The 22,254-nt window shown below is 66.4% G+C and carries 12 protein-coding genes and 1 pseudogene; 6 read left to right on the top strand and 7 right to left on the bottom strand.

Features of this window, described 5'->3' with window-relative positions:
- The first annotated feature begins 1,051 nt into the window (after positions 1-1,051).
- From OG210_RS34150 to OG210_RS34135, 4 genes are all read left to right on the top strand, one after another.
- Positions 1,052-3,706 carry a Helicase associated domain protein gene (locus OG210_RS34150; protein ID WP_331719757.1) on the top strand — a complete coding sequence of 885 codons (2,655 nt, stop codon included), beginning with the start codon at positions 1,052-1,054 and terminating at the stop codon, positions 3,704-3,706.
- A gap of 79 nt (positions 3,707-3,785) precedes the next feature.
- Positions 3,786-4,721 (top strand): ABC-three component system protein, encoded by a 936-nt coding sequence (locus tag OG210_RS34145; RefSeq protein WP_331719758.1) that lies wholly within the window; start codon positions 3,786-3,788, stop codon positions 4,719-4,721.
- Complete coding sequence (locus OG210_RS34140) at positions 4,718-4,984, top strand: ABC-three component system middle component 6 (protein WP_331719759.1); 267 nt, start codon at positions 4,718-4,720, stop codon at positions 4,982-4,984. The genes OG210_RS34145 and OG210_RS34140 overlap by 4 nt, the downstream gene beginning before the upstream one ends.
- Positions 4,962-6,728: an ABC-three component system protein gene (locus OG210_RS34135; RefSeq protein ID WP_331719760.1), complete on the top strand. Its 1,767-nt coding sequence runs from the start codon at positions 4,962-4,964 to the stop codon at positions 6,726-6,728. The genes OG210_RS34140 and OG210_RS34135 overlap by 23 nt, the downstream gene beginning before the upstream one ends.
- Positions 6,729-6,777: 49 nt before the next feature.
- On the opposite strand, the gene OG210_RS34130 is transcribed toward OG210_RS34135, so the two are convergent.
- Positions 6,778-8,175, bottom strand: coding sequence for a hypothetical protein (locus OG210_RS34130; RefSeq protein ID WP_331719761.1), 1,398 nt, complete (start codon positions 8,173-8,175; stop codon positions 6,778-6,780).
- Positions 8,176-9,130: 955 nt separating this feature from the next.
- Here OG210_RS34130 and OG210_RS34125 point away from each other — a divergent pair.
- Positions 9,131-10,177, top strand: a pseudogene (locus tag OG210_RS34125) (helicase associated domain-containing protein); the annotation flags it as partial.
- A gap of 139 nt (positions 10,178-10,316) precedes the next feature.
- On the opposite strand, the gene OG210_RS34120 reads toward OG210_RS34125, so the two are convergent.
- The 4 genes from OG210_RS34120 to OG210_RS34105 form a co-directional block, all read right to left on the bottom strand.
- Positions 10,317-11,444 carry a hypothetical protein gene (locus OG210_RS34120; protein WP_331719762.1) on the bottom strand — a complete coding sequence of 376 codons (1,128 nt, stop codon included), beginning with the start codon at positions 11,442-11,444 and terminating at the stop codon, positions 10,317-10,319.
- A 437-nt stretch (positions 11,445-11,881) separates the two neighbouring features.
- On the bottom strand, positions 11,882-12,169 hold the full coding sequence (locus OG210_RS34115) for a helix-turn-helix transcriptional regulator (RefSeq protein ID WP_328336003.1): 288 nt from the start codon (positions 12,167-12,169) through the stop codon (positions 11,882-11,884).
- Positions 12,170-12,259: 90 nt separating this feature from the next.
- Positions 12,260-13,318 (bottom strand): tyrosine-type recombinase/integrase, encoded by a 1,059-nt coding sequence (locus OG210_RS34110; protein ID WP_331719763.1) that lies wholly within the window; start codon positions 13,316-13,318, stop codon positions 12,260-12,262.
- A gap of 119 nt (positions 13,319-13,437) precedes the next feature.
- The gene (locus OG210_RS34105) at positions 13,438-14,307 is read right to left on the bottom strand and encodes an ATP-binding protein (protein WP_371540824.1); all 870 of its coding nucleotides are present in this window, start codon (positions 14,305-14,307) and stop codon (positions 13,438-13,440) included.
- Positions 14,308-14,638: 331 nt separating this feature from the next.
- Here OG210_RS34105 and OG210_RS34100 point away from each other — a divergent pair, with 331 nt between their 5' ends.
- Positions 14,639-14,920, top strand: a complete 282-nt coding sequence (locus OG210_RS34100; RefSeq protein WP_331719902.1) for a hypothetical protein — start codon at positions 14,639-14,641, stop codon at positions 14,918-14,920.
- Between the two features lie 345 nt (positions 14,921-15,265).
- On the opposite strand, the gene OG210_RS34095 is transcribed toward OG210_RS34100, so the two are convergent.
- The gene (locus OG210_RS34095) at positions 15,266-15,544 is read right to left on the bottom strand and encodes a hypothetical protein (protein ID WP_371540821.1); all 279 of its coding nucleotides are present in this window, start codon (positions 15,542-15,544) and stop codon (positions 15,266-15,268) included.
- Positions 15,545-15,614: 70 nt separating this feature from the next.
- A complete protein-coding gene (locus OG210_RS34090) occupies positions 15,615-21,995 on the bottom strand; it encodes a polymorphic toxin-type HINT domain-containing protein (protein WP_371540818.1) in 6,381 nt (2,126 codons plus the stop codon).
- Positions 21,996-22,254: the final 259 nt, after the last annotated feature.

Raw genomic sequence — 22,254 nt, 5'->3', positions numbered from 1 at the left:
GTACCACATCGCTGCGCGATGTGCAAGCGAACTGCCCCGCTGCGCGGGGCAGTTGCGCAACCCGCTCCGCGGGTTGCGAACCCCAGGGCTGCGCCCTGGGGTTGACGGGCGGTTCGCTTCGCTCACCGCCCCGGTGAAGCCGGGCCAACTCCTTCCGCTTCGCTCCAGGAGTTGAGGGGGCCGGCCCGCGTTGCGGGCCGGTGGGCCCCGCTGTGCGGGGGCCAGGTCTGGCGGGATATCAAGTGCAGGTGATTCGGCTTCTTGTAAGAGAGTTGACGGGTGCTTCGCACCCGTCTGAGAGTGTGTCCGCTGCACTCCCCCACCCTGGGGCCCTTCCGGCTGCGCCTCCAGGGCCTGAAGCCCGCTACGCGGGCTTGGCTGGCTACGGGGAGAGGGGGTCGCTCGTTCGTGTCCTGGTTTTGGTGCAACGCATCATCGGTTTGATGCAGCATGTAGAGTTGGTAGAAATAAGGGATACGCTCTGGCTGTGAGAGGACGGGACTCATGTCAGTCTACAAATATCTTCCGTCTGAAATAGCGCGGCTCGGTGTGACGAGAAAGGCCACAGGGCTCGCCCTCGGCCGGGTGCAGACGCATGTGCGGCTCTCCCGGGAGCGCGAGGAACGTGCACGCGGAGGACCAGCGGAGGTCCTCAGCCTGAGTGAGCTGGCGATCGCCGTGTGGGAGTGCGCTGAATGGGAGCGTATCGCCCACGTGATGACGGCGCAGCAGATGCCTGTCTATGCACCGGGACAGGATCCGCGTGTAGGCCGCTGTGAGGAGCAGCGGATGCAGCGTGTGGCCGTTGACATAGCTGCTGCAGAGCAACACGGTGGGGCGCCGGCCGGGATGCTGTGTCATCGGGTCTACCGGATCGCTGCCCAGCAGGCCGGCTCTCCGGACGAACCGCGCCTCACCGTCCACATGATGGCCTCTTCCCTCAGCGAAGCCGCCCACCGGGCCTGGACCGTCTACGGACGCCCAGGTACCAGCAGGGCGAATACCGGATTACCTCGGTCGAACAGGTCCTTCCCGAACCCGGAGAATTGTTGTGATCCAGCTTCGAGAACATCAAGTAGAAGCAAATTCAGGCATCCGTAAATGGGTGGGATTCCCTGCAAGATCATCCGTCCCGACCCAGGGAGCACGTGCCACCGTCGTGTCAGCGACCGGCTCCGGGAAGACGATCACTGCCGCCTCGGCCGCGCTGGACAACTTCCGGAACGGGCGGATCCTCGTCATGGTCCCCACTTTGGATCTTCTGGTGCAGACCGCACAGGCGTGGCGCCGGGTCGGCCACAACGCGCCCATGGTCGCGGTCTGCTCCCTGGAGAAGGACGCGGTCCTGGAGCAGCTCGGTGTCCGCACGACCACGAACCCGATCCAGCTCGCCCTGTGGGCCGGACACGGGCCCGCTGTCGTGTTCGCCACGTACGCCTCCCTCGTGGACCGTGAGGACGTCGAAGCGATGGGCCAGCGGAAGGTTCGCGGGCCACTGGAGGCCGCTCTAGCGGGCGGAGAGCGGCTGTTCGGACAGCAGATGGACGGGTTCGACTTGGCGGTTGTGGATGAGGCACATGGGACTGCTGGGGACGTCGGCCGGCCCTGGGCCGCGATCCACGACAACCAGCGTATCCGGGCGGACTTCCGGCTCTACCTCACGGCCACACCGCGGATCCTGGCGGCGGTCCGGCCGCAGAAGGACAAGGACGGCCAAGAGCTGGAGATCGCCTCGATGGCGAGCGACCCGGGCGGGACGTACGGCGAGTGGATTTACGAGCTCGGGCTGTCGGAGAGCATCGAGCGGAGCATCCTCGCCGGTTTCGAGATCGACGTGATCGAAATCCGCGACCCGGAGCCAGTGCTGGGGCTGTCGGAAGAGGCGCTGCGGGGCCGGCGCCTGGCGCTCTTGCAGACCGCGCTCCTGGAGCACGCGGCCGCGAACAACCTCCGCACCGTCATGACCTTCCATCAGCGGGTGCAGGAGGCCGCCGCGTTCGCGGAGAAGCTGCCCGAAACGGCGGCCGAGCTGTACGCGACCGAGGCGTCCGACAAGTTCCTCGAAGACGCGGCCGCACTGCCGCCGTCCTCGATCGACGCGGAGTTCTACGAGCTGGAGCCCTACCGGCACGTGCCCGCTGACCGGGTCTGGGCGAACTGGCTGTGCGGGGACCACCTAGTGGCCGAGCGGCGCGAGGTCCTGCGGCAGTTCGCCAACGGCATCAACGCGGCCGGGAAGCGCGTACACCGGGCGTTCCTGGCGAGCGTTCGCGTCCTCGGGGAGGGCGTCGACATCGTGGGCGAGCGGGGCGTGGAGGCGATCTGCTTCGCCGACACCCGCGGCTCCCAGGTCGAGATCGTCCAGAACATCGGCCGGGCGCTGCGCCCGAATCCAGACGGCACCACAAAGGTCGCCAGGATCATCGTGCCGGTCTTCCTGGAGCCCGGCGAAGACCCGGACGACATGGTCGCCTCCGCCAGCTTCCGCCCCCTCGTGGCCGTCCTTCAGGGGCTCCGCAGTCACTCGGAACGTCTGGTGGAGCAGCTCGCTTCCCGGGCCCTGTCGCGTGGGCGTGAGCAGCGGCGCGTCCACGTGAAGCGGGATGCTGACGGGCGCATCATCGGGGCCGGGGAGCCCGAGGGCGACGGCGGGGACCAGGAACAGGAGAGTGAGGCTGCCGTTGAATCGGCGCTGCTGCATTTCTCCAGCCCACGCGACTCCGCCACGATCGCGGCGTTCCTGCGCACGCGGGTGTACCGGCCGGAGTCCCTGGTGTGGCTCGAAGGTTTCCAGGCCCTGCGCCGGTGGCGGGCCGAACACGAGATCACCGGCCTCTACGCCGTCCCCTACGACGTTGAGGTCGAGGTCGGGGCGACGAAGGCGTTTCCGCTTGGCCGCTGGGTCCACCAGCAGCGGAAAGCGCTGCGGGCCGGGGAGCTGGAGCCGCGGCGCAAGGAGCTCCTGGACGCCCCGGAGGCCGGGATGGTGTGGGAACCCGGCGAAGAATCCTGGGAGACCAAACTCGCCGCACTCCGGTCCTACCGGCGGGCCACCGGGCACCTCGCACCCCGCCAGGACGCCCTCTGGGGCCAGAGCGAAACCGAGGGCCTGGTGCCCATCGGACAGCACCTCGCCAACCTCCGACGCAAGGGCGGCCTCGGGAAAGACCCCGATCGCGCCGCGGTACGGGCCGCGCAGCTGACCGCCATCGACCCGGACTGGAACTGCCCCTGGCCGCTGGACTGGCAGCGCCACTACGCCGTGCTGCGCGACCTGGTCGACGCCGACGGCACCCTCCCCGGCATCCAGCCCGGCGTCCTCTTCGAGGGCGACGACCTCGGGCGCTGGATCGAGCGGCAGACGAACAACTGGCCGCAGCTGTCGACCGAGCAGCAGGAGAGGCTGTCCTCGCTGGGCATCCGGCCCGCGAAGCGGCCCTCTGCGGCTCCGGCCCGGAAGGGCGCGGCGAGCGGTCCGGGCACGGTGTCGGCGGCCTTCCAACGCGGTGTGGTGGCCCTCGCTCAATACGTCCAGCGCGAAGGCACACACACCGTCAGGCGGTCGCACACCGAACGGATCGTCATCGCCGACCAGGAGCACAACGTGAAGCTCGGCATCTGGGTCTCGAACACCAAGAGCCGCCGAGACAAACTCACCGGACCCCAACGGGCCGCCCTCGCCGAACTGGGCGTCGACTGGGCGTGAACAAGCAAGACCTGATCTAAGGGGTGTCGGGCCCAGTTACACACAGCTACTCTGACAGTTCTGTGCGCAAGGGGGGTTCATGCGTTTTGAGCAGCGGATGTATGCACACATCAAGTTCTTGGGGCTGATGGCTGAGCTCTACGAGAACGAGTTCGAAGACTTCTTTCACCGCCTGATGTGCTCGCGGTATCCCGACTTCGTCGACGTACGCACCGCAGGACGCCTCGGCGACATGTCAGCGGACGGCCTCAGCCTGCATTCCCGCAAGCTGTACGCCTGCTACGGCCCCCAAACGGTCGATCCTTACGAAATCAAGAAAAAGCTGACCAAGGATCTCTCGGGGGCGGTCGAGAAGCGCAGCGGTGAGTTCGACACCTTCGTCTTCGTGCACAACGACCGGCGAGGTGTGCACCCTGTCGTGGCGTCCTTGTTGGCCGAAGCGCGTGACAGCATGCCCTCGCTTCAGTTCGAGCAGATGGGCAGTCGGCGCCTGTGGCAGGAGTGCATGCAGCTTCCGCTGATGGCTGCGGAGGATGTGCTTCGGTGCGAGATACCCATCAAGGACACGACTTTCGGCGTCGGGATGGAGGATCTGGCCCCGCTTCTGAAGCAGTTACAGGACATCCGTGCCGAGTCCAACCCGCTGATGTCCCTGCCCGACGTGCCGGTGGAGAAGCTGGACTTCAACCGGATCGAAGGAGCGGATCGTGAAGACCTCCTCCGAGGCATGCGTCAGAGCTACCTGGTGGACGCGTTCTACGCCGGCACCCGGAGCGAGCTGGAGCATGACGAGGTGGCGGAGGGCTTCCGCCTGTACTACCAGCAGGTGCGTCGCGACTACAGCGACGCTGACGACGTCCTTTGGCAGCTCAAGATGTACTTCCTGGGGAACGCCCAGCCGCGACCGAAGGTGCTGCGCGCCGCCCTTGTGGTGCTGGCGCACTTCTTCGAGCGATGCGACATCTTCGAGACGCCGCCTGCCGGCTGGCAGCCCGGCATCGGGTTGACCGCATGATCACTCCGACGAAAGGGCTCGCTCCTGACCGCTGCCTGCTCGCTGTCGGCGCGCAGGTTCTCCTCCAGCTCGATGAACCGCGGACCGTCAGCCAGGCGTGGTCGAGGCTGAAGAGCTGGCGCGCCGATCAGGCCCATACCTCGCCGGTATCGTTCGAGTGGTTCGTTCTGGCCCTGGACATCCTCTTCGCCATGGGTGTGGTGGAGCTGGACCAGGACGTTCTCGTTGCAAGGAGTACGGATGCTGCGCCGTCTGAGCGCTGACGACGCCCGGTTCAAGACGGTGGATTTCTCACCGGGACTGAACCTGCTGGTCGCGGACACCACGTCGTCGTCAGCTGAGACCGACAGCCGTAACAGTGCTGGCAAGTCCAGCGTGATCGAGCTCGTTCACTTCCTTCTGGGGGCAAAATCCTCCGGGTCGCTGGCCACGAACAGGGCTCTGCGCCACATCACCTTCAGCCTGACTATGGACTGGCCGTGGCAGGACGATCCGCTCGAGGTACGACGGCGTGGAGACAGTCCCAAGGTCGTGTCGCTGAGCCGGGACGTATCCGGCGTGCCAGCCGACACGCTCTTCACGGACGGCCAGGACGTCGAGCTGCCCGTAGAGGAGTGGAATCGCGTCATCGAGCGGGACCTGTTCAGGCTGGATGGCGACCATCCCGGAGTGAGCGGTCGCACGCTCCTGTCGTTCCTTATCCGCCGTGTCTCCGCTCACGGCTTCAACGAGCCCACTCGGACGTTCTCCCGGCAGGCCGCCGCGGAGGCATCGTCGAACCTGGCCTACCTCTTGGGGCTGGACTGGCAGCTGGTCAACGGTTACCGCGAGCTCAATGCCCGCAAGGCGACCAGAGATCAGCTGAGGAAGGCCGTCAACGATCCCGTATGGGGACGGATCGTCGGGTCCACGGCCGACCTGAGGGGCCAGATCACTCTCGCCGAGGCACAGGTCGAACGGCTGCGAGCGCAGGTTGCCGCCTTCCAGGTTGTCCCTGAGTACGAGCGCCTCAAAGAACGCGCAGACCAGGTAAGCCGCAGAATCAAGCAGCTCGCCCAGGACGACGTGATCGACCAGCACAACCTCGAAGAACTCCAAGGCGCGGTCACCGAGACCACCGACGTCGAGGTGTCCTACCTCGAGCCCGCCTACCGCGAGCTAGGGGTCATCCTCAACGACCAGGTCCGGCGTCGCTTCGACGATGTCAAGGCGTTCCACCACTCCGTCGTACGCAACCGGCGCAGGTTCCTGGAGGAGGAGATCCAGGAACTCACCGACCGCCTGGCCGCCCGGCGTCAGGAACGTGCCGACCTAGGCGAGGATCAGGCTCGCCTCCTGCGCGAGCTGGCGGAAGGTGGAGCGCTGGAAGCGCTGACTGCCCTGCAGACAGCACTAGGGCGGGAGGAGGCCGCTCTCGGTGCTCTTCGCCACCGCTTCGACGCAGCGCAGGCCCTAGAGGCTAGCGCCCGCCAAATCACCGCCAAGAGCGTCGAACTGCAACAGGCCGTCGACCTCGACCTCCGAGAGCGCCGGCAGCAGACAGACGAAGCGATCCTGCTGTTCTCCCGGTACGCCCAGCGCCTTTACGGCGAGGGCCGCGAAGCCTATCTCGCGATCGAGGCCGGCCGCACCAGCCTCAACATCACGCCCCGGATCGACGCCGACGACAGCCGCGGCATCAACAACATGGTCATCTTCTGCTTCGACCTCACCCTGGCTGTCCTCGCTCACCGCCACGAGCGCGGCCCTGACTTCCTCATCCACGACAGCCACCTCTACGACGGCGTCGACGAACGGCAGGTCGCGCGAGCCCTGGCGCTCGCAGCCGAAGTGACGGAGGAAGAGCACATGCAGTACATCGTCACCCTCAACACAGACACCCTCAGCACCGCTGCCCAGCGCGGATTCAACCCCGGACCCCACATCCGAAGCCCCCGCCTCACCGACGACGACGAGGGCGGCCTCTTCGGCTTCCGCTTCAAAGCCACAGGCAAGGCAAAGGCATAACGAGCACCCCGCACCGACCGTGATAGCCGCCGGGAGTCTCTCGGCCGCCTCAGGAGCGGATATCGTCCCGTGTCGTCGTTTCCTGGAAGAAGGCGCGCAGAGGCTCGTCAATGGCCTGCTCACAGCTGCCGCAGTCGGCTGCGACGTCGAGACGTGGTGCGAGGTCCTCGGTGTCGTGGGGGGTGAGGATGAGCCAGCGCAGAACCACCTGCCGCAAGATCAGCCGCAGCTCACGCAGCTGAGTCTGCCTTTTGCTCTCCTCCTGCTCTTTGAGCAGGTCTCCGTGTACATACAAGGACCGTGCGTTGTATGCGTCCCGCACTGCCTTCGTGACGAGTTCGCGCAGCGCTGGGGGGAACAGGGCGGCCGTGCGAGTCTGCATCTTCTTGCTGATGCCGTCGTGCTTGTCGTTGGGACTGGCTATCAGGGCTTCCAGAGCGATGACGTAGTCCAAGTGCAGCTCGTCTACCTCTTGCTCCCATACTTCGTTGTCGCTGGGGGTGCGCTGGTAGGCCTGCAGCAGGTGTCGGGCGGCCCGTTCAAGCCGTCGGGCACGTTTCCTGGGCAATGTGCGGCCGCTGGTTGCGCCAGCCATGACGGCATCGATCCTGGCGGTTACCGCGGAGCAGAAGGCCTGCATCCGCGGCAGATCTGCCGGCGCGAGATGGAAGCTCCCCGTCTTACGGGCTTCGATTTCGACCGGGGTCCCGTGGCGACTCGCAATGGTCTCAATGGTGGTCGGTACGTCGTTTCGGTTCAGTTCGAAGTACCGGCCGCGCTCGACTCTGAACACGGCATCGACGTGCAACAGGTCTTCGCTCCACAGGATAAGGGGGAGCAGCGCTCTCCAGTGGCGGGCTTCCGGCCGAGGACCGGCGGTCTCGAACCAGTGGGTCCCTCTGCGGTCCGGCGTACGGTCAGGGTTCGGGGCATGGACGAAGGGCGCACCGATTAGAAGATCGAGGTCGAGCCCGCCCGGCTGCAAGCCATAGAGCGCGGGCATGGGGCCCAGCTGCTTCAGTTCGTCGGTGGTGAAGGTCTGCAGGGTGTAGTGACCCAGCGGAACTCGTGCACCTTCAGGAAGATCGCCGGTCAGCAGCAGCCAGTCCTCGGCACCCAGTGCCGGGGCCGTACAGAAGGCAACGAAACTGTCCGCGACCTCCTCCACCGACACAGTGGCTCCTCGGGCGATCAAACGGGTCGCGTCGCCCAGCCCGGATGCACCCAGAATCACGGACCATCGGGGCAGCCAGTCACCAGTGAGCTTTCCGTACAGGTCACGGTGCCCCGACACCGGCGCCGCCAAGGCCACTGCGTTGCTCAGGTCATCCCACTCCGGCCGCGCTGCAAGCGCTGCGTCAGAGACGGCCTGGGGAATGGAGGGGAGATGACGTGCCTGATCAAGCCAGGCGAGGGCGGCTTGACGTAGCTGGGAGGGGCTTTCCATACCGCACGAAACTAGCGCACCTCCGCTGTCTGCCCCGCTCCCCCTCTCAGCACTCCGGCCAGTTTGCCGCCCTTTCCGTGCGGGGCATGGAGAGGACGAAGCCGAGGCCTCGCCCGCCTGATCCGCGATGATCGAGCGAGAAGCCGTACAGCTGCCGTGCGTTGGAGGCCAAGGACACGCCATGAGTGAGACCACGGCGTGGCGGCCTCCGCCGTCGCGTCCCAGCCGTACAGGCACGCGGCCAGGGAGCAACACTAGGCATCCTCACGGGCGACCTGCCGGGCGAGGACGTCGCGGTCGATGTACAGGTTGACGGCGGCGACCACCTCCGCCAGGCCCGTGTCCCCGTGCACACAGCACATCCCGCGCGCCGCGACCGTATGCCCGCGTCGTCTGCGGAGCGCCGTTGGGGGCGCGACGCTGCTCGTCCCGATTCGGCGACTGCCGGACACGAGTCCGTCCGGAAGACCCCGCATCGCGAACGTCGGATCGGGATCACCGGATCGGGGGAAGGTCCCCGAACTCCCGTGCCCTCCCACAGGGCAGAAGGGTTGAGGTTGTGGCATGGGCTCGATGCGGTGCGGGGAGGACCGGGGTGTCGGCGGTGGCCGGGACGGCAGCGGCCGTTCAAGAACTCGACGAGGACCAGCGCGCGGCACTCGACGCCTGCGTGGTCGCGGCGCTCGCCTTGAGTAGCAGTGAGGGCGAGGCACAGGGGCGGATGCGGCTGCTGATGGAGTGCCAGGGGCGCTACGTGCGCTCGTTCGGGGTCCTTGAGCAGGCACCGTCGTACGAGGTGTTCGCCCGTCGGCTCCGCGGAAGCCGGGTGGCCGACCTTCTGCCGGGACGACCCAAGGGATCAGTGCTCGGCAAGCTGTGCCTGCTCGATGACGACGGCATGCCCAGCTCGGCGCTGCACCGGCTCGCGGTGGAGGCCTCTGAACACGGCCACCAGGCCCCGGTGGAATCCGCACTGCTGCACTTCTCCTCCCCCCGCGACGCCGCCACCATCGCCGCTTTCCTCCGCACCCGCGTCTACCGACCCGAATCACTGGTATGGCTCGAGGGCTACCAAGCCCTCCTCCGCTGGCGGAATGTCAACGGCATCACCGGCCTCCACGCGGTGCCCTACGACACAGAGACCGAGGTCGGCGTCACGAAGGCGTTCCCGCTCGGCCGGTGGGTCCATCAACAGCGAAAAGCCCTCCGCGCCGGCGATCTCGACGATCACCGCAAGGAGCTCCTGGACGCATCGGAAGCCGGAATGGTCTGGGAGCCGGGCGAAGAAGCGTGGGAGACGAAGCTCGCCGCGCTGCGGTCCTACCGGCGGGCGACCGGGCATCTCGCGCCGCGTCAGGACGCGGTATGGGGCGAGGGCGAGGCGATGGTGCCCATCGGGCAGCACCTCGCCAACCTCCGACGCAAGGGCGGCCTTGGCAAGAACCCGGAACGGGCCGAGGCGCGGGCCAAGCAACTGACCGCGATCGACCCGGACTGGGACTGCCCGTGGCCGTTGGACTGGCAACGCCACTACCGCGTCCTCGCCGACCTCGCCGACACCGAAGCCGGCGGCGTGCTGCCGGCCATCGCACCCGGGGTGCTGTTCGAGGGCGACGACCTCGGCAAGTGGCTTCAGCGGCAGAAGAATCCGGGCAACTGGGCGCAGCTGTCGACCGAGCAGCGCGAGCGGCTGACCAGGCTGGGTATCAAGCCCGCTGAGGCGCCATCTCCGACTCCGACAGCAACGCGCGCGACGAAGGGCCCGAACAAGGCACAGCAGGCGTTCCAGCGCGGCCTTGCGGCCCTCGCGCAGTGGGTGGAGCGGGAAGGCGCGGACCGGCCGGTACCGCGTGGGCACGGTGAGCCGATCGCGGTCGACGGCGAGGCGGAGCCGGTGATCGTGAAGCTGGGCGTATGGGTCTCGAACACCAAATCGAGGCGGGAGAAGCTCACCCAGGAGCAGCTGGACGCACTGCGGAAGCTGGGCATGGACTGGGCATGAGTTCCGGCGGAGGGTTGCCTGCCGTGTGCCGGGAGGCAACCCTCTACGGCGTGGGGATCCAGAGACCGCTAAGGCACCATGCCTGGGTGGACATAGACATTGCGAGGAGCAGCTCAAGCGGTTCGCCGGGCTCGGACCGTCATATTGGCTTGGTGAGGTTCGGGCTGGGCCGGTAGTGGGCGACTCCTGCGTAGGACATCCCCAGTGAGGTGGTGAGGATCTTAGCGTCGAGTTCATCGGCGAGGGTGAGCAGGCGAGTAGAGCGCAGGATGCGGGGCCGGAGGCCGGTAGGGGCGAGGGTGTCGCGGATGTGAGCGGCGCCGGCGGGGCCGTGGTGGGTGCGGGTGAGCCGGGTGACGAGCAGGTGGGGGTTGTCCGAGCCGAGTTGGTGTCGGTGTTCTTGGCAGCGTTGGAGTGCGGTCCAGGTCGCGTCGTCGAGCGGGATGGCCAGGGATCTGCCGGGGAAGTGGACGCTGTGGTGATGGGGGTTGATCCCGGTGTCAGTGAGCTGGCGCAGCTCGGTGATGGTTGCTGCGTGGAGCAGGGCGGCGAGGCCGATGAATGCCTCGTGCGGGTGGATGTCGTGGTGGGTGGTCCACCGCTGGTACAGGGTGCGCTGTTGGGTCAGAGTGAGGGTGGGGCCGTGAAACCCCCTGTGCTGTACGGCGGTTATGGGGTCGGTCGGGTTGTGGAGGATGACTTTGGCGTGGTGGGCGTACGCGAAGAACTGACGCAGTCCCGCGAGTCGGGATGCGCGGAGGGCCGGGTTGAGGGCCAGGAAGGATTCCATGTGGGCGGTGGTGACACTGGCCCAGTTCGTGTGGCCCTCGGTGTGGAGGTGGAGGGCCAGGTCGCGGACGGCTGCGAGTCGGATCTCGATGGTTATCAGCTGGTTGGGCCGTAGCCCCAGGTGTTCGGCTTGCTCGCGCTGGAGCAGGAGGAAGGCGGCGAACTTCTCGGTCTGGGAGCGCAGAGGGGCGGGTGTGGACTCGATGCGGCGGGATCGGCGTTCTGTTGCTCGTCTGTCGGCGAGGCGTGGGGGTGGGGGTGGGTCGAGGTGGCCGTGGGTGCGGAAGAAGTCGGTGAGCGCTCCGACGAGTTCGGGGGCATCGCTTTTGGCGCGGGCGAGGAGGCTGCGGGGGTCGCAGGACTCGGCGTGGAGGAGCAGGCGCGCGGTGGTGGCGATGAGGTCGGCCGCGTAGATCGGGTGTCGGTGCGCTGCGAGGTGTGCGGCGAGGCCGCTCCACCAGGAGGGCGGGGCGGGCATGCGCTTGGCCCAGCCGGCCGCGCGGGTCAGGACGGTGTGGGGTGAATGCTCGTAGCAGCGCTTGCAGAGGCCTTTGGCCCACTGGCCGCTGGTTCCGCATTGCTCGCAGTGGGCCGGGGGCGGGGCGGCAGCGGGGTCGGTACAGGCTCGGCAGTGCTGGGTCGCCGCGTCGAGGGCACGTCGGCGTCCGCAGTGCTGGCAGGGGCCCCGAGCTCGTTGTCCTGCGGATCGGCGTCGGCATGCCGCGCACAGGTCCTGGGCGGAGCGCCGTGGTGCGCCGCAGAGGGTGCAGGTGCGTGAGCACCAGGGGCAGCGGCCGGTGTCGGGGTGCAGCCAGCGCAGTCGGTGGCAGGCCGGGCAGTTGTCTTTGACACGAGAGGGTGTGGCACGGGTGGTCGTGGGCGGGTCCGTCGCGGGGTGTGCGGGGCGGGGTGCGGTCACAGCGGTGGCAGGGATCGGTGGCTGGGCACGGGCTGCTGTCGAGGTGGTGGGGTGGTGCGTGGTGTAGGTGGTGGGGGTATGGCGGGCTCGCCGACGGTAAGCAGGTCGCCTGGGGTGCAGTCCAGGGCGGCGCACAGGGCGGCCAGGGTGGAGAGCTTCACCTGGGAGGGCTGTTTGGTGAACAGGGCGGACACCGATGCCGCAGACAGCTCGAGGCCGGCCCGCTCGGCAAGCAGGCGGCGCAGTTCGGTGCCGGTCCAGATACCGCGCTGTGCCGCGGTCATCCGAAGTCTCCACTCCACCTGCGGTGGCGGGGTCACGGGCTCGACGGCGTGCAGAGGGGGTGGTGTGGTCATGGGTGTCCTGCCCTGGGGTCAGCCGGCCAGGCTAGTGACGGCGGTCGACGTGGCGCGGCGCCAGGCGTCTTCGACGAAGGTGAGCGAGGGCCGCACGTAGGCCATCGTCGAGGCGATGTGCCAGTGACCGAGGAGCTGCTGGACGGTGAGCAGGTCCATGCCCCTCTCGTAGTGGTGGGTCGCGCATGCCCGGCGCAGATCGTGCGGGGTGAACCGGTCGTCTGCGGGGCGGCCTTCCAGGTCCAGGAGGTGGGAGAGGCGGTCGCGTACGGTGTCCGGCTTCAGCGGCTGGCCGTGGGCGTCGCAGAACAGCGGGGTGGTGTCGGGGAAGAAGGGGCGTACGTCTCCCAGGTACCAGGCGAGGATCTGGTCCAGTCCGTCGAGCATGGGTGCCCATCTCGGGCGGGGTCCCGAGGTGTTGGCCGCCTTGCCGAATCGGACGTGGAGCTTGCCTGTCGGGCCGAGTGCGGGATGGACGTCGCATTGGTCGAAGCGAATGGCTTCGCTCACTCTGGGAGCGGAGTGGTAGAGGGTGCGCAGCAGTGCGTAGTCCCTTGCCGCGGCCGGGTAGTCGGACGTAGTGGTCAGGCGCTGGCGGGCGAAGGCGAAGAACGCGGTGAGGCGCTCGGCGGTGGGCGGCAGGGTGCGCGGGGTGTCGTCGAAGACATGGCGCAGCCGGTTGAACCGGTCCAGCGGGTTGGCCACCGGGGTGCCGTACAGGGTGCGGATCTCGGTGGCGTAGCGGGCCTGGACGAAGGTGAGGAACGTGCGGAGCATCTGCAGGTACTGGCGTCTGGTCCCCGCCGCCCGCCCCGCCACCACCAGGGAGTGGAGCATCGCGTCCACGTCGGCCGGCTCGATCTGCCACACCGGCCGGTCATAGTGGTCCAGCACCCGTTCCAGCAGCGACGTGTAGCAGCCGATCGTGGTGGGAGCGAAGCCTCTCGCTGTCCATGTCGAGGCGAATGCCTGCACGCAGCGGGCCTGGAACGCCCACACATCGGGTACCTGCCCGGCCTCGGGAGCAGCGCCGCAGAGCCCGCCCTCGACCAGCCGAAGAAACGGCTTCCCCGCCACACTCCACCACCAACCAGCAATGACTCTTGGTTAAGGCGGCACCTGAACAACCCCTGTGCCACCGAATCCATCAACGAGACAGCTGCAGAAAAGCAACCCCCACCTCACGAATAACCCGGTCATCCACACCACGGCACGGGCAAGCGCTGTGCCTCATCGATCACAAGCACCCACGCCTCGCCCAGAGCGCCCGCGACTGCGGCGTCGGCGAGCGCCGAGGTGTGCGGGAAGCGGCCCGGCAGCGCCAGCGCGTCGAACACCGCCCGCCTCATGCCGGCCACCGACGGACGCACCGGGACCGGCACCCACGTCACCTTCCAGCCCGCAGGCACCTCGCTGAGCGCCATCCGAACGGCCGCGGTCTTGCCCCGGCCCGGGTCACCGAACACACACACCGCCCCCTCGGCCGCCATCGCCTGCCCGACCGCCTCGGCCACCGCCCGCACCGACGACGTCCGCACCAACCGCGCTCCCGCCGGCAACGCCACACCCGCCACCACGCCGCCCTCCCTCACCGGCACAGCGGACGCCGCAATCAACTTGGAGCGCGGCAGCCGGAGCGCAGCCTCCCGCGCCACGTCACCCTGACCCGGCGAGGCCAGCGCAAGGTCAGCCAGCGCCTGCCGCGTCAGCTGCTCTTCCCGATCCCGCCGCACCACCGCACGGTCCGGCAGAACCCTGCCGTTTCGAAGGTCCCGGTGCACCACTCGGTACAACGACGCGAGCGAGGGCACCTGGCCCCCGGCAGCTGTCAGGTGCCGGTGCAGCACCGCCACGTTCCCGCCCGCATGCGCCAGCACCGCCCACGCCCGGTCGGACAGCTCCAGCCGGGCCCGCGGTCTGCGTTCCATACGGCCCTCCGTACGCGCCGCCTCCAGCCACCGCCACACCGTGCGCACGTTCACCCCACCGGCCTGGGCACCCGCACGCACATGCGCCGACGTCAACGTCCCGGCCGCATCGAGCTCCAGCAGCCGCGCAACCAGCACCGGCCTGGAGACCCTCAACCCCGACGCGACCTCACCCCACGCACCCGGCTCCCCCACCGAAGAACCTCTCCCCTCGCGGACACCAACACCCACCACGGTGCAGCCGCGCAACCCTCTAAAGGATCAGAAGTACCGTTCCCGAGACAGCGGCACGGGACAGGGTGTACCGCCCTATGACAGCTATGACGGCACCAGGTACCGCCCCATGTCAGTGACCACGCCCTCGCTCAAGGACCGACCAGTGACAACACACCGTCCTGACGTACCGTCACTGACACCAGGCCACTGACACCAACCCGGCACATCGCACCTGGACGTCGCGCTGAGCACGGTGCGCACCGAGGAACGCGAGGGGTACATCGAGCGCCTGGAGTTGTTCGTGGAGCAGCACCGCGCGCGTCTGGAGGAGCTGCTGCGCGCGTACGGGCCGGGCAGCAGGCCCGCGGAGTTCGGCCGGTACGCGCTGATCGGGCAACCCGAGACCCTGGTCATCCTGGAGCGGATGGAAACCAACCCGTTCAGTCTGCGCAGCCAGTGGAAGGAGGAGAAGGAGGACGTCCTGCTGGACGACCTCGAGTTCGCGTGGGGACCACGCATCCACCTCAACCGGTGAACAGCCGGTAGACGAGCAGCGGGGCCAGGCAGGGTGACCCTGCCCGACCCCGCTCTATCTGCCTCCGGCGGAAGCGAGGCGCACGGACCGGCTGGTGGTTCACCGGCAACATGGCCCCGAACCGTACAAGGATGAGAACGCACAGGGCCGTTGAAACTGCTGTCCAGGGAGCGAGGTAGCAGTCGGCGTGAGAATGACCTGGCCTTTCGTCACTCACGTCAGCAACAGATGAGCACTACCCGTCAGTGCCAATGACCAGGTCGCTGAGGCTGCGCCACTGACATTCAGATGACGATGTCCAGCTGACACCCTCCCGCAGACCGTCACCTGACCGACATCACAACCCTAACTCGTGCCAAAAATATCATCCAGCCTTGACGGCCAATCAGCGTGTGCAAGCTCCGCCGCAATAAGCAAGTCGCGCCAATCAGTCTCCATCAGCTCAATCGCACCGAGAAGTTTGTCCACGCTCCCGTCCGCCAGAATTACAACTGCGGCCGTTATCTTTTCCTCCGCAGCTTCATGAAACACCCTGCCCTCAGCCTCTTCCAGCAGGGAGGAAACCGAACTCGCTTCAGCCCCGTACTGCCCCTCGAGCTTAGCGGAAATGCGACTTGTGATCACCGTGGATCCTCTCCACAACTGGACGACGAGCCAACTATCTTTTTCACTCCAGGACACCTAATCCCCTGAGTCACCCCTGCGGAGGAAGCAAGTAGTCTCCGCTCCGCATGTAACCCGCCTCACTAAACTGCCTTAGCTCCCTGGCGAATACAGTTGGATGTCCCCCTACGGCCAGGTTTCCTTCCGTCGGCGAGGCGACATACACCGGCTTGCGGGCCTCAATTACCCCCTGAATCCACCGATCATTGTCCTCGACAGAAGTCCATTTACCCGGCGGGAGAGCAAGCACTTCGTGGTTGGGCCAGTCTTTTGCTATCTCGACGTCATGCTGCCTTCCTATGACCGCGAATCTATCCGTCGATGTCGAGGGAAGAGACGTACAGGTCGAATTATGGACGAGCACTGGCGTCGAACCTGCGAGCACATAGTACGTGTGAAGGTCGTCCACAGTCAGGTTGTAGGTACGAGCATGCCGTGTAAAGGCCTTGTTGGCTGTGACGATGACCGTGGAGCCGTCGTCCGTCAGCAGCGTCATGCCCGGAGCGAGACTGCCGGCTTCCACCCAAGCATGCTCGGACGGAGACCAGAACGGATGCTCGTCCGTGGCGGTGATCGAGTCAATTCCGTCTTTTGTGGCGATGGAGATCTTGTTGAAGAATTTGTCGCCGTTGGTCCTGATGAGACGCGTGACCTTGCGCGAGCGGCTCTTTCCGGTTTCAGGGTCGGTCGCCCGGACCTTGTCGCCTACCTTTACGTCCTCGATGTCCTTGGTCGATCCATCGGCCATGAGGACGTCAGTGCCGGCCAAGAAGCACTTGCAGTGCTTTACGACCTTCGCGGCTTTGCCGGCCTTCTCCAGCTTCGCCAGTTTCGCGACCTTCCCTATAGGAAGGTCAGCGAGCAGCCAGCCGCATTCTGCACTTACGTTATTCGCGCATTTCGACGCCAGTCGCGTGTCGAAGACCAAGAAATCGAAAGTATCTCTCAGTATCTTCAGATACCGATTTCCACCTTCAGGGAGCCTCCCGTAGTAGATTCCCGAGTCGGTGACTGTAGTAAAGCGCTTGGCGACGACCTTTCCATTTACATAATGGCGTTGATCGAAGACCGTGCTTCCATCGTTGCGACTTTTCGTTTTACTTGTGGAAAGTTCCTGGCTCCACACCCCGTGGTCGTTGACGGTGAAGTGCTCTCTTGTTCCGTCTGAGCAGATGCCGGCAGGGCCGCATGCTCCGAGCGGCCTTAGCCCGTCCGGGTCGCTCTTCGTGACTGGATTGTTGTTGCCGTAGGTATAGCCGTTCATCTGCTGCGGGTCAGCCAGGTCCATGACCGGGTCGACGGAGAGGAAGCGACCGGTGGCAGGGTCGTATTCGCGGGCTCCGAGGTGCTGGAGTCCAGTGGTTTCGCTGTCGTCGGTTCCTCCGACGAACCCCTTCGTTCCTGGCCAGTTCGAGGGTGCGGTGCCACGGGCGCCGCCGAAGGGAGTGGTGCGCCGCTGCTGGATGGCGAGGTTCGTGGCATCTACGGCGAGGAGACCCGTGCCCTGGTGGTCGGGGATGGTGTAGGAGAAGGTGCGGTCGTCGTTCTGGACGGCTGTGTTGCCGCCTCCGAGATCGGTATAGCGAGTGGCCTTGGGCTTGTCTGCTCCCTTGGCAAGGGTGAGTTCGGCGCCGCTCAAGTACAGCGTGGTTCCGGTGGAGGTACGGGCGATGAGCCGGTTACCGTCCGCGTCGTAGAGGTACTGGGTGGCTTTGCTGCCCTCGGTCACCGAGGCGAGGTGGCCTTCGGGATCCCAGGTCAGGGTCTGGCCCGGGCGGGTCTCGGTGTTTCCGTCCGGATCGTAGGTGTACTTGTCCGTGGCCGTACCAGCAGGTCCTGACGTGGTCACGGAGGTGAGGCTGTGGGCGCGCGGAGCCCCCGCGGCCGGGTAGGTGTAGTCCCGCTCGGTGTCCTTGCCCGCCCGGTGAGCGGGATCGTGCTCCGTCTCGGAGGTCCGGTTACCGGTCAGGTCGTAGCTGTAGCTCTGCCAGTAAGGCGCAGGTCCTGCGATCGCCGCGGTGGCCGGTGTGGCGCTGCAGGTGGTGCTGGACTGGGTCCACGCTTCGGTGAGTTGGCCGAGATAGTCGTAGCTGTAGCACTGGTTGTCCGTGCCGGTGCGGGAGGTGTCCGCGACCGAGGTGACGTTGCCGGCTTCGTCGTAGTGGTACGCGGCACTGCGGTCGATTCCCGGCTGATCCATCCGGGAGACCACGGACGAGGCCAGGCGGCGAGTCCCCCACTCATAGATGTTCTTGATCTCGGTGGTCCGGGTACCGCCGGACAGCCCGAGTGTGGTGGTGTCCGGCAGCCCGGTGTGCGTGTAGGTGGTCTTTCCGGACATACCGTCAGTGGTGGCCCCGGTGGGCCACAGTGTGGTGTCGTCGTAGCTGTAGACAGTTGTGCCGCCGGGCAGGGCTCCGACCGGCGAGGAGGACGTGCCACCCACCAGGCCGGAGGGCTTGTAACTGGTGCCGGACTGATAGGTGCCCGCCAGCTTCCCTTCCGTCTCCGGGATGACGACGGCCGTTCGGTAGGGGCGGCTGAGCGCGTCGTACGCCGTCACCTTTGAGGCATAGGGCTGCCCATTCTCGTAGCGGATCGATTCCGCCAGCAGACCCTTTCCGCCCGGCACGGTGTCGTACGTCCACTTCGCCCGCAGCGACCCGTCAACGGTTCCCTGGTGCAGTTCAGTTCTGCGGCCCTGGTTGTCGTAGAGGGTGTAGAGGGAGATGCCTCGGTTGTCCTTGGTGTGTTCGACCTGGCCACGGTCGTCGTAGGCGGTCTCGGTGGTGCCCTTGTCCGGGTCCGTTGTCTTGGTCTGACGGCCCATCTGGTCGTAGGTGTACGTCCAGTTGTTGCCGGCCGGGTCGGTGACCGAGGCCAGAGATCCACGCGGATCGTAGGCGTAGCTGGTTGTGTCGACGGCAGCGCCCAGCACGCGCTGATGCAGCGTCTGGAGCTGGGTCGTGCGGCCCCGGGCGTCCGTCACGGTGGTGGTAGCGGTGGCTCCGGCCGGAGGTATGACGGTGGTGCGGTCGCCGCCGTACACCGTCTTCGTGGTGTTGAGAACCGTGCCCCCGTCGCCGTTGCCCGCGATCTGTTTGCTCTCGACGGCCCGGCCGAGGCCGTCGTAGTCGGTGCGGGTCTGGGACTCCACCGAGAGCGCGTTGTCAGGCTGGAAGATCTTCTTGGAGGGGGCACCGGTGATGAAGTACGGGGCGAACGTCTTTGTGCTGAGGCCTCGTTCGTCATAGAAGACATCGCTGACGATGCTGCCGCCGTCCGGGCCGGTCTCCTGGGTCTGCCGTTCGCGCAGCAGCCCGTCGTAGAGGGTGTAGGACGGGGGCGTCTGTCCGTCGCTGTTGTTGACCTTCCGGGTGCCTACGACCGTTGGCTGGCCATCCGTGATCTGGTAGGTGAACGCGTAACTCGGGACTCTGCTGGTGGGCCGGCCGGGCTCCCACGCCTCCGTCGTCCGGCCCAGGGCGTCGTATCGCGTTTCGGAGGTATTGCCGTTGGGGTCTGTCTCCTTGGCAACCTGGCCGCGGACCGGCTCCAGTTCCTGGACAGTCGTCAGACTGGTGGTGCTGTCACCGGCCTTCGCGGGCGGGGTGATGGTGCTGACCTTCGTGGGCCGGCCCGTGGCCGGGCTGTATTCCGTTGTCGTGACACGACCGTCGCCGCGCGCCGTACGCACAGGGGCTGCGGACCCGTCGACGGTGACATTGGCGGCCAGGTCATTGACTGTCAGCGGGCGCCCATAGGAGTCGTAAGTGGTGTCTATCTCCAGATAAGTGGCTTTCGTGCCGGTGTGGCTCTTGAGTGTGGCTGTCGCGGTGACGTCGCCCTTGGCGGGGTCGGCGGCGTAGGCGAGGCCGTCGTAAGCCGTGCGGACATCAGATATGACGTCCTTGGAACGGTCGGGTGTCTGAGCACAGTCTTTCGCGACTGTTTCGACGCGGCCGACGGTGTCGAGGATGTTCGCGGTCGTGTTCGTGGCGTACGTCGTTCGGCGGCACTGGTCGTCGGCTGCGGTAGCTGTGTCGCCGAGATCGTTCTCCTCGGTGACCCGGCCGGCGACGGTGTCGTGCGTGGTCTCGGTCTTCGTGGTCCGCCATTTGGCCCCCGCCCCGTCGTCCAGGGAGGTCCAGGTACGTGCCTCGGCAGTTCCGACGAAGTCGGCGGTGACCGTTCCCCAGTCCCGGACCTTTTTGGCGGTCTCGTGCTGCCAGGGGCGGCTCACCGAATTCTCAAGGATCTTGCCGTCTGGTTTGTCGTAGGTGGCGGACTTGTAGGAGAACCCGGCCAGTGCTGCGTGGTCGGTGATCGGGTCGCCCTCGCCTGAGCCCAGGGCGACGCTCACGGTTTTGGTCCCGCCGCTCTTGTCCTTGCGGTCGCCGTCCATGCCGCGCAGGAAATAGCTGTCCTTCTGCGACTTCATGGCACCGAGGCCGCCGCTCTGCACACTGACCTGGCCATAGCCGCGCCACTGTGACCAGGTTCGGTACTTCTCCTTGGTCAGGCCGTCGTCGTCCGTGTAGTGCCAGGCAGGCGTGCCCTCGTACGTGTAGCGGGTGATCTGGTCAGGCGCGCCACCGGTGCGGTCCGAGACGGTGACGGCCGTGGTGACGTACTTGTTGAACCACTGGACATCCGTTGTGTCACCGGTCTGTTCCTGGTCCAGGTATTGGGGGAAACAGCGGGTGGTGTTGCTCTCCGGCTTGGGGAGGGCCTTCCAGTCGCACACGGGGTCGGAGTAGGTGACGTCGGTACGGCTTCCGGTCTCGCCGTCTATGCTCGTCAGCCGGTCCTTGATGAAGGGGGCGTACCCGTCGCCGGTCTTGTCGAGGCGGTTGGCGAGTTGTCCGTAGGCGAATGTGGTCTTGGGCAGGCTGACCGCTGGTGTGGCCGACTGCCCTGTGTGCTGCACGCTTTCCAGCAGCAGCTGGTAGTCGGTGTCGGCCATACCCCAGCGGTGGCTGAAGGTCCAGGAGTCGACCTTGTCGTAGGTGCCGGCCGCATTAAGAACCTGCGTCGCGATCCCCGTCAGGCGCTTGCGGGTCCAGAACGTCGGGGAGTAGCGGCCGTTGTCGCACTTCGCTCCGGAGTCGCAGTTGAGATCCCAGGGTGTGTCGTACCAGTAGAACGACTTGTCGTTGATCGTCGCTTCGGCACAGGTCACGCCGGTCTCCGGCAGGCACCGCTCGGCGCTGGTGAACAGTGCCTGGGCCATCGGTTTGTCGGCGTACATCCGGTCCGACTTCAGACCGTAGTCGATGCGGGTCAGATAACCCCCGCGTGTGTAGGGGGTGTTGTCACTGTCCTTGAGGTTGCGGCCGTAGGAGTTGGACTCCTTCGTGTAGTGGTACGCCATGGCGTTGCCGTGGGGGTCGACGACATAGTCCAGGTTCCAGCGCCATGCCTGCTGGCACCAGGAGGAGGCAAAGTCGTCCTTGTGGCAGGGCTCGTCCGTGTTGTTGCCGAAGACGGGGACGTTGAACGTCGAGTTGGTCTCTTCCTTACCGGCGACCCAGCCCGGCAGCCGGTTGTAACCGAAGTAGTAGCGGACGCCCTTGGGGTCGGTCAGTCGCCAGTACTCGCCGTCGGCGTCGCCATTGGCCCGCGCTGTCGAGCGCAGCCGGTCGATGCGGGTTCCGTCGTCCTGCTTGAGCTTGAACTCGTCCTTGCCAACGGGGACAAGCTCGCCGCCTTTGCCGTTGAAGCTGAGGTAAGCGTTGTCGTACGACCAGCACAAATCGGCTGGCTTGCTGCCGTCCGCGTTCTTCACTCCGTCGTCGGAGCACGGCTTGTAGCGGCGCTCGATGGAGCCGGTTCCGAGTTCGAAACCGTCCCCGGCCCAGTCACCCTGATTGTTTGTGTTGGTGGTGCGCCCGTCGATCGAGCCGGAGGAGTAGGAGAGTTTCAGATCGGGCTGCAGATCGCCGGGAGTGTCCGGCACGGTGATGTCGTAGGACCAGTTGAAGTCGCCGGAGTTCAGGCTGGTCGACCAGGAGCCAGAGTCCGAGAGGGATGTGGCCTTGTAGTCACCCTTGTCACCTGCTGGTGCCGCGACAGCTGCTAGGACTGTCGGGCCGCCCGGCCGGAGAGCCATCGAAGAGGCAGTGAGGGTGTGAGCCTTCGTGTCGTTCTCGGCCTTGAGCGGCGCTGCGGTACGGCACGCCTGCTTGTCCGGACTGGTGAGGAGACACGCAGGAAGCTCCACAAGTCGGAGCCGTGAGGAATAGGCGCCGCCGTAGGCGCCGCCGTAGGCGCCGGAGAACGTGTGGTAGTCCACCGAAACGGACGCCCGCTCTGCCTCGGCCGCTCCGCCACCCTTGGGCGCAAGAGTGAACAGAAGCCCGTTGACGCCCGCTTTCCGGGACTGCGCCCGGCTGAGTACCCGGGTCGTCACCTGTCCTGGAGCAGCCGATGTTGCCCCGTTCAGCTTCTTCACTGACCGGCTGTTCGTGACGTGCATGGGTGCAGGAGCCGCACTGACTGGGCTGCCGCCAGCGGTGGCAGGAGCCTTGGATGCGCTGTCGCGCTTCGTCTCCGCTGGAGTGAGAACCTGCGTGGTGGCACTGGGCCATGCATGCTGCGGGACTCCTGTCGGGACCCGCGGCCCCTTGGTGACGGCGCGCGGTTCGGCAGCCCTGCCGCTCTTACCCTTG

It is taken from the genome of Streptomyces sp. NBC_00466, assembly GCF_041433995.1.
GTDB lineage: Bacteria > Actinomycetota > Actinomycetes > Streptomycetales > Streptomycetaceae > Streptomyces.
Note: the sequence above shows the minus strand (reverse complement) of the source record. Positions and strands in the feature narration are given on the sequence as shown.